We start from the raw sequence: 12398 nt of genomic DNA, 5'->3' as shown, positions 1-12398 counted from the left end.
AGCGTTCGTCCTGAGCCAGGATCAAACTCTCCGAAAAAGTACAAAACCGAAGTTTTGCTTTTCGCCAGTTTGACTGACTACCTATGAAGTATCATAGGATTTTTAAAAAAACTCGAATTAACAGGTACGTTTTGTCTTGTTTAGTTTTCAAAGAACTTGTGTGTCACTCTCTCAAAGCGACCACTTAAATATATCATATATCTCTATCAACAGTCAACATTTTTCTTGAAAAACATTTTATTTTTTTAAGAAGTTTCCACTGTAAAAGAGATAAAAAATAGAGCCTCTTTTTGCTCCTTTGAAAGATTAACACATATCTATGAAAAAAGCATTATAAATTTCAAAAAAACTCATGTTTTTTTAGAAAAAAATAAAGCCGGTTCTTCACCGGCTTTATTTTTACTCAGATTGCTCTTGATCTGACTCTATTGTTTCTACGTTTTCTTCACTATTCTCTTCATCATCTTCTTGTGATTGTTCAACTAATGCCACTGTAGCGACATGTTCATCATCACCTAGACGAATCAGGCGGACACCTTGAGTGACTCGACCTGTTGTTGAAATATCTGAAACGGCCATACGAATGATCACGCCGCTTCCTGTAATAATCATCAAGTCCTCTTCAGCTTCAGCATTCGTCGCCTTCACTGCGACAAGCGGACCATTGTTATCAGTGATTTTACATGTTTTAAGACCTTTACCGCCCCGACTTTGAACACGGTATTCTTTTTCAGGTGTTAACTTACCATACCCTTTTTCGGTGACGATCAATACGTTTGCATCTGGCTCAAGGATTTCCATCCCAACGACGATGTCATCTTCAGAAAGCGTAATTCCTTTCACGCCAGCTGCTGTACGCCCCATTTCACGAACATCTGTCTCGTCGAAACGAATCAGCATACCTTTTTTCGTTCCAATGATGATTTGTTTTTCTCCATTGGTTAAACGGACAGCCATCAGTTCATCTTCGTCACGAAGACTTAATGCGATAAGTCCATTGTTTCGAATGTTGGCAAACTGAGACAATGAGGTTCGTTTTGATACACCGTGTCTTGTTGTAAAGAAGAGATACGAATCTTCATCAAATTCGCTTACCGGAATAATGGCATTAATCCACTCTCCCTTTTCTACTTCAAGCAGGTTAATAATCGGAATCCCTTTCGCTGTCCTTCCGAATTCAGGAATCTCATATCCCTTCGCACGATAAACCTTCCCTTTATTAGAGAAGAAGAGGATCGTATCATGGGTAGATGTTGAAATCAGCTGTTCTACGAAATCATCCTCATTGGTTCCCATTCCCTGAACACCTTTACCGCCTCTTTTTTGACTGCGGTATGTTGATGCAGGCAGACGCTTGATATAACCATTATGAGTCAGCGTAATCACGATGTTCTCAACAGGAATCAAATCTTCGTCTTCAATTGTTTCAATACCTGCTGTCACAATTTCAGTACGGCGCGTATCATTGAAACGTTCTTTGATTTCTGTTAACTCTTCTCTAATGATTTCAAGAACTTTCTCATTGTCTGCTAAAATGGCTTTCAACTCAGCAATCAAATCAACAAGTCCTTTGTATTCTTCTTCTATCTTTTCTCTTTCCAAACCAGTTAAGCGCTGAAGACGCATATCAAGAATGGCCTGTGCTTGTTTTTCGGACAAGCTATAGTTCTCCATTAAGCCATTTCTCGCGATTTCAGCAGTTTGAGAGCTTCTAATTAATGCAATGACTTCATCTAAGTGGTCAAGGGCAATTCTTAAACCTTCTAGAATATGAGCTCTTGCTTCGGCTTTACGAAGTTCATATGCTGTTCTTCTGCGAATAATCACTTTTTGATGCTCTAAATAATATTCAAGACATTGTTTGAGGGACAAGACTTTCGGCTGTCCATCAACTAGTGCCAATAAATTGATCCCAAATGATGTTTGAAGTGTCGTTTGTTTATAAAGATTGTTTAATAGAACGTGGGCGTTCGCGTCTCTTCGCAGTTCAATCACGATCCGCATTCCATTACGATCAGACTCGTCACGGAGATCTGTAATGCCATCGATCTTTTTATCGCGCACAAGATCAGCGATTTTTTCGATCAAACGTGCTTTATTGACCTGATATGGAATTTCATTGATAACAATCCGCTGTTTACCGCTGGATGTTTCTTCAATAATAGAATTTGCACGTAGGGTAATAGAGCCCCGGCCTGTTTCATATGCTTTGCGGATTCCGCTTCGGCCAATGATTTTTCCTGCAGTTGGGAAGTCTGGTCCTGGAATAATCTCCATTAGTTCCTGTGTTGTCATTTCTGGGTTTTGACTAATCGCCAGTACCCCATCAATCACTTCACCTAGCTGGTGAGGCGGAATGTTGGTTGCCATCCCTACAGCGATACCTGTTGCCCCATTGACTAATAAGTTCGGGAAACGAGCAGGCATGACGATTGGTTCTCTTTCACTGCCATCGTAGTTATCTTGATAATCAATCGTATCCTTAGTGATATCACGCAGGATTTCCATTGAAATTTTAGATAGACGCGCCTCAGTATAACGCATTGCCGCTGCACCGTCTCCATCGACAGAACCAAAGTTCCCGTGGCCTTCAACCAGCATATTTCGATAGTTGAAGTCTTGCGCCATACGAACCATCGCTTCGTATACAGCGCTGTCACCGTGAGGGTGGTACTTACCGATAACTTCCCCAACGATACGTGCAGATTTCTTAAATGGTTTATCACTTGTCATACCTAGGTCATTCATCGCATACAAAATTCTTCGATGCACGGGCTTCAAGCCATCTCGCACATCTGGTAATGCACGCGAAACAATAACACTCATTGCATAATCTAAAAAGGACGTACGCATTTCTTGACTAATATTTACTTCGCGTACATTTGGTGTATGTTGTTCACTCACTATAAGAACCTCCCTTTACGTATCACATGAAATAAATTATGTGGGAGTAAAATATGTATTTATCTTCACAAGACTATTCTCCATTATATCAATAATCTCGGCTTTATACACATTTATTTACTAGAAAATCAACGAAAACACGGAAAACCAGGACATTCGTTACACGCCCCTATTTCTTGAAAAACAACCTTATTCCAAACAAGAAATAAGGTTGTTCTCAGGAGGGATCTATCTAAATATCAAGGTTTTTCACGTATTGCGCATTTTCTTCGATAAAGTTTCGTCTCGGTTCTACTTTATCTCCCATCAGCATTTCAAATGTCTCATCAGCATCGATCGCATCCTCAAGTGTGACTTGAAGAAGTGTTCTCGCATCAGGGTCCATTGTTGTTTCCCAAAGCTGAGCAGCATTCATTTCTCCAAGACCTTTATAACGCTGAAGTCCAGGCTTTGGTGTTTGAGGAAGTGATTTTAACAGCTCATCCAGCTGTTTATCGTTATACACGTACTCCACACGTTTTCCTTGCTGCACTTTATATAAAGGCGGCTGCGCAATATACACATAACCATTTTCAATGATTTCACGCATGTAGCGATAGAAGAATGTTAAGAGCAGCGTTCGAATGTGTGCTCCATCCACATCGGCATCTGTCATGATCACAATTTTGTGATAGCGTGCTTTCTCTAAAGTAAAGTCATCTCCGATTCCAGTTCCTAACGCTGTAATCATTGAACGAACCTCGTTGTTCGATAAAATTTTATCTAAACGAGCTTTTTCTACGTTTAGGATCTTCCCTCTTAACGGTAAGATCGCTTGGAAGTGACGATCACGGCCTTGTTTAGCAGATCCGCCCGCAGAATCTCCCTCTACAATATAGAGTTCAGAGATGGAAGGATCTTTAGAAGAACAGTCCGCTAGTTTCCCAGGTAAGCTGGAGACTTCCAGTGCACTTTTACGTCTTGTCAGCTCACGAGCCTTTTTGGCAGCCATTCTTGCACGAGCTGCCATCAGTCCTTTTTCCACAATTTTTTTCGCAGAATCAGGATTTTCAAGCAAGAATTTCTCAAGTGCTTCAGAGAAAAGGGAGTCTGTGATGGTTCTCGCTTCTGAGTTCCCAAGCTTTGTCTTCGTTTGTCCTTCGAATTGAGGGTCTGGATGTTTTATGGAGATAATGGCTGTTAAGCCTTCTCGCACATCTTCACCACTTAAATTCGCATCCCCATCCTTGAATACGCCATTTTTACGAGCATAGTCATTGATGACACGCGTTAGACCGGTTTTAAAACCAGCTTCGTGTGTTCCGCCTTCATACGTGTTGATATTGTTGGCGAAGGAATAGATATTGCTTGTATAGGAATCGTTATATTGTAATGCTACTTCAACGGTGATTCCGTCTTTCTCACCTTCGATGTACACAGGCTCTTCATGAACGACTTCTTTTGAGCGGTTTAAATGTTCTACATAGCTCTTAATACCGCCTTCGTAGCAGTATTCATTTCTCCGCTCTTTGCCTTCACGCAAGTCTTCTATGATGATGTTTACACCTTTTGTTAAGAAGGCTAACTCACGAACACGGTTAGCAAGTGTATCGTAATCAAATTCAATGGTTTCCGTGAAAATTTCTGGATCTGGCACAAAGTGAGTGGTTGTCCCGGTTACATCTGTTTCACCAATAACCTCTAAATCTCCCACTGGAACGCCGCGTTTGAACTGCTGATAATGGATTTTCCCGTCACGGTATACAGTCACGTCTAAGGTAGTAGATAATGCATTTACAACAGATGCCCCTACACCATGCAGACCGCCTGATACTTTATAACCGCTGCCGTCAAATTTACCGCCAGCGTGAAGAACAGTCATAATGACCTCTACGGCAGGACGCCCCATTTTCTCATGAATTCCAACAGGGATCCCGCGGCCATTATCTTTTACTGTAATGCTGTTATCTTTTTCAATTTGCACTGTAATGTCTGTACAATAACCAGCTAATGCCTCATCAATACTGTTGTCGACAATTTCCCATACAAGATGGTGAAGCCCTTTTGCATTGGTTGACCCAATGTACATTCCTGGACGTTTTCTAACAGCTTCTAATCCTTCAAGCACCTGTATCTGATTTTCATCATAACTATTATGTTGCTGTTCCATTGCCACGTACATTCACCTACACTTTTCTTAAACGATATATTTATATGAATTGAGCTTTTAGACTTCAATTTCAACCACAAACGAAGCACGTTTTTTGAGCGTGCTTGAGGAAAGAGGAGAGTAATAAACAGATTCAGTTGTGACGACAATGGATTTGGGTGTCCCTTGTGATAACGAAATGATATGTTTCTCCTGTTTTTGTAGAAATTCTTCTACAACAGAAGACGACCTCATTTTGTAATCAACAATTGCGACAATCTCTCGTGTAGAAACAACACAATCATCACCTAAATGAATATACAAGACTCACACCTCATTTATCAGTCAATTACTTTTCCACTGGCTACTCTGAAAATTTCCGCTTCTTTCAGGGTGGCGTGATCAATGCCTTCAACACTTGTTGTGGTGACGAAGGTCTGTACACGTCCCTGAATGGTATGGAGCAAATGAGACTGTCTGTAATCATCAAGTTCAGATAACACATCATCAAGTAGAAGAATAGGATATTCTCCGATTTCTTCATGTATCAGATCAATTTCTGCCAGCTTTAGTGAAAGAGCTGTTGTTCTTTGCTGCCCTTGAGAGCCATATGTCTGAACATCCCGACCATTCACAAAGAAAAGCAGGTCATCTCTGTGAGGCCCCCACAGTGTCACCCCTCGGTCTATTTCTCTGTCTCTTAGTTTCTGAAACGATTCTTCATAGCTATTCTTTATTTTCGACAAGTCTGACGCTTCTGATACCTCTATTGCCGTCTGGTATTGGAGCGTAAGTGTTTCTAGCTCTCTAGAAATCCCAAAATGCAGCGGCTGCGCCCATTTTTCGAGCTGTTTCGTAAAAGTCAGTCGTCTTTTGACCACTTTCGCTGCCGCATCAATCAACTGCTCTGTTAAAATCTCCAGCATCGCTTGATCCGATTGCTTTCTTGTCTGCAATTGTTTCAAGTAATGATTCCGCTGAGAAAGGATTTTTTGATAGAGCGATAAATCATGCAAGTAGACAGCAGAAACTTGTCCAATCTCCATGTCGAGGAATCTTCTGCGGATTTGCGGGCTGCCCTTCACAAGACTTAAGTCCTCTGGCGCAAACATAATGGTGTTTAACGCACCAACATAATGACTGAGCTTCTGTTGTTCAATGTGATTGACCTTGCCCTTTTTCCCTTTTTTTGAGATCACGAGCTGCATTGGGAGTGGACCATTTTTTTTAATGACTCTACCTTCTATTTTAGCATAGTCTTGGTCCCATCGGATAAGTTCTTTATCATTTGATGTACGATGAGACTTTGCCATCGACAATACATAGATCGCTTCCATCAAGTTCGTTTTACCTTGGGCATTCTCACCGATCATGACATTCACCTTATTGTCGAATTGAAGCTCGGTGTGTTCATAGTTTCGGTATGAAGTTAACGCCAGACTTTGAATGTACATGTATTGTCACCCGTTTCTAATTCACAACTTGAAATGTGCCGTAACCTTCAATCTCGACAACATCTCCTGGGTATAGTTTGCGTCCCCGTCTATTATCTGGCTCTTGATTAATGAACACCTCATGTTCACTTAAAAACCATTTCGCCATTCCGCCAGATTGGATGACTTCGGCTAATTTCAAAAACTGCCCTAATGTAATCATTTCTGTTTCAATGGTTATAAGATTAGGCATTGTATCGACCTCTTTCAATATCACTAATATCTAATTGTACTAAAAAACAAGACAAGAAGGAAAGGGGGAAAGCGAACTGGGATGAAAGAAAGCATGGAAAACGAGAAGAAAAGCTGCTGTGCACTCACACAGCAGCCATTTTAGATTGAATTAATACGTTCTTACCGGAAGAATCAATTGCAAGATAGAATCATCATTCGGCGTACGCAGCAGGAACGGTCTCATTGCACCAGTGAAGCTTACATGAATATCTGTTCCCTCTAATACTTTTAACGCATCCAGCATATATTTTGGACTGAAGGAGATTTTAAGATCTTCCCCTTTAATGTCATCTGCTTGAACCGTCTCCACCACTTTACCGATCTCAGGCGAATTAGAAGAGATTTCAAGGCTTTGTTCAGGATCAGCTGACAGTTTCACGACATTATTACGTCCTTCTCTTGCCAAAAGTGATGCACGATCAATGGCTTGAAGGAACTCTTTCGTGTTGACCACGACATCCGTTTTACTTTCTTGCGGGATCAGACGGGCTGTATCTGGATAATTTCCATCCAGCAACCTTGAGAAGAACAGCACGTTTTGTGCTTTAAAAAGAACTTGTGTTTCTGTAATGACGATGCTCACAAGATCTTGTCCATCATCAAGAATTTTACTTAGCTCTGTTAAACTTTTCCCTGGAATCACGACATTATACGAACTTTCCTCGTTAATATCTAACTTCGCTTTTCTTAAAGCAAGACGGTGGCTATCCGTTGCCGTGCATATTAATTCACCTTTTTCCACCTTCCAGTTTACACCTGTCAAGATAGGTCGTGTTTCTGAGGTGGACACTGCAAAAACAGTTTGACGAATTAAGTTTTTAAGCAGATCTGTCGGAATTTGAAATGCATGATGCTCTTCAATTTGTGGAAGATGCGGATATTCTTCAGCATCTAAGCCGTTTAAGTTAAATTCCGCTGAACCAGAGCGGATGATAGTCAGGTGATTTTGTTCTACTTCAATTTCGACAGTAGACATAGGCAGTTTCTTTACAATTTCACTAAAGAAGCGGGCTTGAAGCACAATACTTCCCGGACGATCAATGGTGATAACCTCTAAATCTCCATCTCTTTGAGGAATGAAAGATTCAATTGAGATATCAGAATCGCTTCCTGTTAGAGAAACCCCTTCATCAGACGCAACAATTTTAATCCCTGTCAAAATAGGAATCGTTGTTCTAGAGGATACGGCCTTTAATACATCTTGGACACTTTGGACAAGACGATCTTTTTGAATCGTGAATTTCATAGTGGTCCTCCTAAATTTTCTTAATGACATGTATATATATTTTATTAATAAAAATCGTAGAAGTAATAGTAGGGCTTGTGAATATGTGGATAAGTCGAGAAAAAGAAAGGAAAGACAGCCTATCCACATGTGGACAGACTGTGTATGACTATGCTCTAGTTATTCACATTTTCCCGTACTCATTATATCAGCTTGGTTATTTTAATTGTTCTTTGATCTCTTTGACATGCTGCTGAAGCTGTTCATCTTCAACAATTAATTTCGAAATCTTCTCATGAGCATGAATGACAGTCGTATGATCACGACCGCCAAATTCTTCTCCGATTTTAGGCAGAGAGGAATCGGTCATTTCTCTAGAGAGGTACATGGCAATTTGTCTTGGATAAGCAACTGACTTTGTACGTTTCTTTGCTTTGAAATCCTCTAATCGAATATTAAATTGCTGCCCTACAATTCTTTGAATATCTTTAATTGTAATGACCTTAGGCTTTGATGAAGGAATGATGTCCTTTAGCGCCTCAGCTGCTAGATCTGCATTAATGTCTTTATTAATTAAAGATGAGTAAGCAACGACACGAATCAAAGCACCCTCCAGCTCACGAATGTTGCTGTCGATTTGATTGGCAATGTACAGCATGACTTCATTTGGAATGTCTAAGCCTTCTGCCTTTGCTTTTTTTCGTAGGATCGCGATACGGGTTTCTAGATCTGGCGGGGTAATGTCTGTAATTAAGCCCCATTCAAATCGAGAGCGTAATCTGTCTTCAAGTGTCGGAATTTCCTTCGGAGGCCGGTCACTAGAAATGACGATTTGCTTACTTTCTTCGTGAAGTGTGTTGAATGTATGGAAAAACTCTTCTTGTGTTTGTTCTTTTCCTGCTAAAAATTGAATATCATCTATCAAAAGCACATCTACATTCCGATAGCGATTACGGAAGTCGACAGCTTTGTTATCTCGGATTGAGTTGATAAATTCATTAGTAAATTTTTCAGATGATAGATAGACCACTTTGGCTGATGGATTATGGTCGATCACGTAATGACCAATCGCATGCATCAAGTGAGTCTTTCCTAAACCAACGCCCCCATAAATAAAAAGCGGGTTATATGCTTTTGCTGGTGCTTCCGCGACTGCAAGTGAAGCGGCATGAGCAAAACGGTTGCCTGAACCAATAACAAAAGTATCAAATGTATATTTTGGATTCAGCATATTTTGTGGAATGTCAACGGGCTCTTCTTTAGACATTTTTTTGATAGGAGACTTTGGCATGGCTTCCTCTTCATCCTGATTTTGAGGAATAATAAATTTAATGCTGAGCTCTTCACCTGTTAGTTCATAGATGGTATCAGCAATTAAGTGAAGATATCTTGACTCTAGCCAATCTCTAGCAAATTCATTAGGTGCCGTAATTGTAAGCGTATCTCCCTGAAGAGAATGGGCTTTTGTCGATTTCATCCATGTCTCAAAACTGGGTTTGCTCAATTTTGTCTCTATTTTTTGAAGTGCTTTATTCCACAGATCCAAAATATTTTCCATAAGGCTTCTCCCCCCTCCTTTTCTTTTTAAAATGACCAGTATCAAACTGTTATAGAACACGAAAAAGAGAAAATGGTCATCACCATTCGTGCACATACATTGTTGAAAACAATTAATATAGTAGAAAAACGTCTTTTCGACAAATTACACAAGCTGTGGATAAACAATTCAACAGGCTGTGTAATAACTTTCCACAGGTTATCCACAAATTGTGGATAATATAAATGGGCCAGATAAGTAATTAAGAGTTAAAACACAAATATAATATCAAAATAAACAAGATGGTGCAATGGGTGTCACAAACTTATCCACACACTTTACATCCTGTTGAAAAATAATTATCCACATCGGTTATTTGTGTGAAAAAAATGTCGATAATGGGTGTGGATAGTCTAAATATGCCGGAAAAATATCCACATTCTTGTTTTGAAGGTCTTTTAGGAGGAAAAAAAGAATAAAATGCTGGAAACTAAAAAAGAAGGTTTCTTCGTTTGATAACTTATGTTATGCTTATAAGGTTGATAATAAGAGTTTTATCATTGATATTGACAATCGATGGGTTACACAAATATAATGAGTTAGACTGTCTTAAACAGCTATTCCTCAGGGAGGTGTCATAAATGAAAAGAACGTTTCAACCAAATAACCGTAAGCGTAGTAAAGTTCATGGCTTCCGCAGCCGTATGAGTACTAAAAACGGACGTCTAGTTTTAAAGCGACGCCGCAGCAAAGGTAGAAAAAAATTATCAGCTTAGGCCACTGAATAATGTCAGTGGTCTTTTTTACATAAAATCGTAAATGAACTGTCAGTTTTTATCGGAGTGGAAGAAAACATGAAGAAGCGAAACAGGCTAAAAAAAAATGAAGAGTTTCAAAAGGTGTTCAAAAAAGGTCAATCAATGGCAAATCGCCAATTCGTTATTTACCAGCTGGATCAGCCAAATCAAGTTGAATTGCGTCTAGGATTGTCTGTCAGTAAGAAGATTGGTAATGCAGTGATTAGAAACCGAATAAAACGTCTGATCCGTCAGGTGTTTTTAGAGGAAGGCCATAAGTTAAAGCAAGAAAAAGACTACATTGTCATTGCACGAAAACCAGCGAGTGAATTGACCTTTGAAGAAACAAAGAAGTCTCTCCAACATTTATTTAGAAAATCCGCTGTTTATCAACAACAACCGAAAAAGTCTTCGTAATAGAAACTTTCGTTGAATCAATTTTTAAAAGCGCTTCCTTCATCTAGTGAATTAAAATGAAACCACCACTTTGCAAAGAAAAAATGTTACCATACTGATTAGGTGAGTCACTTTCTTAATCAATTCCAACTTAAATAAAGTTTGAAGTAATGGGAGGAATCTTGTTGAAAAGGCGATTATTACTAATATTTAGCTTGATTGGCGTATTGGTTTTATTGGCAGGATGTACACAGATCAATGAACCAATTACATCAGATAGTAAGGGATTCTGGAATTCTTATATTGTTTACCCGCTATCTCAATTAATCACGTACATGGCAAACTTAACTGGTGAAAACTATGGTGTAGCGATTATTATTGTGACACTATTAATTCGCTTGCTTATTTTACCATTAATGATTAAACAGTTAAGAAGTACAAAAGCGATGCAAGCATTACAGCCTGAATTGAAAAAGCTTCGTGAAAAGTATAGCTCTAAAGATCAAAAAACACAGCAGCAGCTTCAGCAGGAAACAATGGCCCTTTTTCAAAAAAATGGCGTCAATCCATTAGCAGGCTGTTTCCCAATCTTAATTCAAATGCCAATCCTTATTGGTTTCTATCATGCAATTATGAGAACAGCAGAAATTAAAAAGCATACATTCTTATGGTTTGACTTAGGCAGCCCAGATCCATTGTTCCTATTACCGATTATTGCGGGTGTAGCTACTTTCATTCAGCAAAAGCTGATGATGGCTGGAAATCCTTCGGACAACCCTCAAATGGCTATCATGCTATGGGTGATGCCGATTATGATCGTCGTGTTTGCAATTAGTTTCCCAGCAGCACTTTCATTGTACTGGGTTGTAGGTAACATTTTCATGATCATTCAAACATTGGTGATTAAAACACCTCAAGTAAAAGTTGATACAAAAGAAAAAGCTGGCGGGAATAAAAAATGAAGGAAATAACTGCTGTCGGTCGCACAATCGAAGAAGCAGTAGATTCCGGATTGAAACAAATTCAGCTACTACAAGAAGAAGTAGAAATCACAATAGTAGATGAAGGAAATAAAGGGTTTTTAGGATTATTTGGTAAAAGACAAGCTGTGGTCAAGTTAGTAGAAAAGATAAATGCATTTAAATTAGCTACACAGTATTTAGATAAAATTGTTAAGTCTATTGATCCTAAAGCAAAGATTATTTCCAAACAGGAACCGAAAAAGATTTCTTACCACATTGATGGAGATAAAACGTCATTAATGATTGGAAAAAGAGGCCAAACATTGTACTCTTTAGAAACGTTGGTACAGTTAGTGTTTAATCGTTATTCTGATCAGTATCATCATATAACAATTGATATTGGCGATTATAGGAAGAAACGACAAGAAGCACTTGAACAATATGCAGTGAAAACAGCAAATCGGGTTTTAAAAACGAAGAAAAATGTTCATTTAGAACCAATGCCTTCGAATGAACGAAAAATTGTTCATGATGCGATTGCTGCATTCTCTAAAGAACTTGCAACGGCATCTGAAGATACAGGCAGCAAACGTCATGTTGTGGTGCTGTATAAAAAATAGCAGAAAGGCTAAGATTCAGCAAAGCTGGATTTTAGTCTTTTTTTATTGAAAAATTGCTTTTTATAGAGGATTCATCCTTTATTTCTAAAAAATGAGTGTGTG

Annotated in this window: 11 protein-coding genes; 4 read left to right on the top strand and 7 right to left on the bottom strand. The window is 39.1% G+C overall.

Going from position 1 to position 12398, the window contains the following annotated elements:
• Positions 1 to 399: 399 nt before the first annotated feature.
• The 7 genes from gyrA to dnaA all read right to left on the bottom strand — a co-directional run bounded on the left by gyrA (position 400) and on the right by dnaA (position 9542).
• A complete protein-coding gene (gene gyrA, locus ASE42_RS10560; RefSeq protein WP_056766788.1) occupies positions 400 to 2904 on the bottom strand; it encodes a DNA gyrase subunit A in 2505 nt (834 codons plus the stop codon).
• Positions 2905 to 3136: 232 nt separating this feature from the next.
• Complete coding sequence (gene gyrB / locus ASE42_RS10555; RefSeq protein WP_056766899.1) at positions 3137 to 5053, bottom strand: DNA topoisomerase (ATP-hydrolyzing) subunit B; 1917 nt, start codon at positions 5051 to 5053, stop codon at positions 3137 to 3139.
• Positions 5054 to 5110: 57 nt separating this feature from the next.
• The gene (remB, locus tag ASE42_RS10550) at positions 5111 to 5356 is read right to left on the bottom strand and encodes an extracellular matrix regulator RemB (protein ID WP_056766786.1); all 246 of its coding nucleotides are present in this window, start codon (positions 5354 to 5356) and stop codon (positions 5111 to 5113) included.
• Positions 5357 to 5373: 17 nt separating this feature from the next.
• Complete coding sequence (gene recF / locus ASE42_RS10545) at positions 5374 to 6486, bottom strand: DNA replication/repair protein RecF (RefSeq protein WP_056766784.1); 1113 nt, start codon at positions 6484 to 6486, stop codon at positions 5374 to 5376.
• 16 nt (positions 6487 to 6502) lie between these two features.
• On the bottom strand, positions 6503 to 6718 hold the full coding sequence (gene yaaA / locus ASE42_RS10540) for a S4 domain-containing protein YaaA (protein ID WP_008360916.1): 216 nt from the start codon (positions 6716 to 6718) through the stop codon (positions 6503 to 6505).
• 150 nt (positions 6719 to 6868) lie between these two features.
• Positions 6869 to 8005, bottom strand: a complete 1137-nt coding sequence (gene dnaN, locus ASE42_RS10535; protein WP_024424074.1) for a DNA polymerase III subunit beta — start codon at positions 8003 to 8005, stop codon at positions 6869 to 6871.
• 196 nt (positions 8006 to 8201) lie between these two features.
• On the bottom strand, positions 8202 to 9542 hold the full coding sequence (gene dnaA / locus ASE42_RS10530; RefSeq protein WP_024424073.1) for a chromosomal replication initiator protein DnaA: 1341 nt from the start codon (positions 9540 to 9542) through the stop codon (positions 8202 to 8204).
• Between the two features lie 620 nt (positions 9543 to 10162).
• Between dnaA and rpmH the strand changes: the two genes are divergently transcribed.
• From rpmH to jag, 4 genes are all read left to right on the top strand, one after another.
• The gene (gene rpmH / locus ASE42_RS18630; RefSeq protein ID WP_073208224.1) at positions 10163 to 10297 is read left to right on the top strand and encodes a 50S ribosomal protein L34; all 135 of its coding nucleotides are present in this window, start codon (positions 10163 to 10165) and stop codon (positions 10295 to 10297) included.
• 78 nt (positions 10298 to 10375) lie between these two features.
• Complete coding sequence (gene rnpA / locus ASE42_RS10525) at positions 10376 to 10735, top strand: ribonuclease P protein component (protein ID WP_024427652.1); 360 nt, start codon at positions 10376 to 10378, stop codon at positions 10733 to 10735.
• 158 nt (positions 10736 to 10893) lie between these two features.
• Positions 10894 to 11676: a YidC family membrane integrase SpoIIIJ gene (gene spoIIIJ / locus ASE42_RS10520; RefSeq protein WP_087976621.1), complete on the top strand. Its 783-nt coding sequence runs from the start codon at positions 10894 to 10896 to the stop codon at positions 11674 to 11676.
• On the top strand, positions 11673 to 12296 hold the full coding sequence (gene jag, locus ASE42_RS10515; protein ID WP_056766782.1) for an RNA-binding cell elongation regulator Jag/EloR: 624 nt from the start codon (positions 11673 to 11675) through the stop codon (positions 12294 to 12296). Before spoIIIJ ends, jag begins: the two co-directional genes overlap by 4 nt.
• Positions 12297 to 12398 lie beyond the last annotated feature (102 nt).

Origin of the sequence: Bacillus sp. Root920, assembly GCF_001429445.1 — a bacterium.
GTDB lineage: Bacteria > Bacillota > Bacilli > Bacillales > Bacillaceae > Bacillus > Bacillus safensis.
Note: the sequence above shows the minus strand (reverse complement) of the source record. Positions and strands in the feature narration are given on the sequence as shown.

Bases quoted from the DNA above. Each gene is read 5' to 3' on its own strand.
- gyrB (WP_056766899.1), bottom strand. From the start codon at position 5,053: ATGGAACAGCAACATAATAGTTATGATGAAAATCAGATACAGGTGCTT.
- recF (WP_056766784.1), bottom strand. From the start codon at position 6,486: ATGTACATTCAAAGTCTGGCGTTAACTTCATACCGAAACTATGAACAC.
- yaaA (WP_008360916.1), bottom strand. From the start codon at position 6,718: ATGCCTAATCTTATAACCATTGAAACAGAAATGATTACATTAGGGCAG.
- dnaN (WP_024424074.1), bottom strand. From the start codon at position 8,005: ATGAAATTCACGATTCAAAAAGATCGTCTTGTCCAAAGTGTCCAAGAT.
- dnaA (WP_024424073.1), bottom strand. From the start codon at position 9,542: ATGGAAAATATTTTGGATCTGTGGAATAAAGCACTTCAAAAAATAGAG.
- rpmH (WP_073208224.1), top strand. From the start codon at position 10,163: ATGAAAAGAACGTTTCAACCAAATAACCGTAAGCGTAGTAAAGTTCAT.
- rnpA (WP_024427652.1), top strand. From the start codon at position 10,376: ATGAAGAAGCGAAACAGGCTAAAAAAAAATGAAGAGTTTCAAAAGGTG.
- jag (WP_056766782.1), top strand. From the start codon at position 11,673: ATGAAGGAAATAACTGCTGTCGGTCGCACAATCGAAGAAGCAGTAGAT.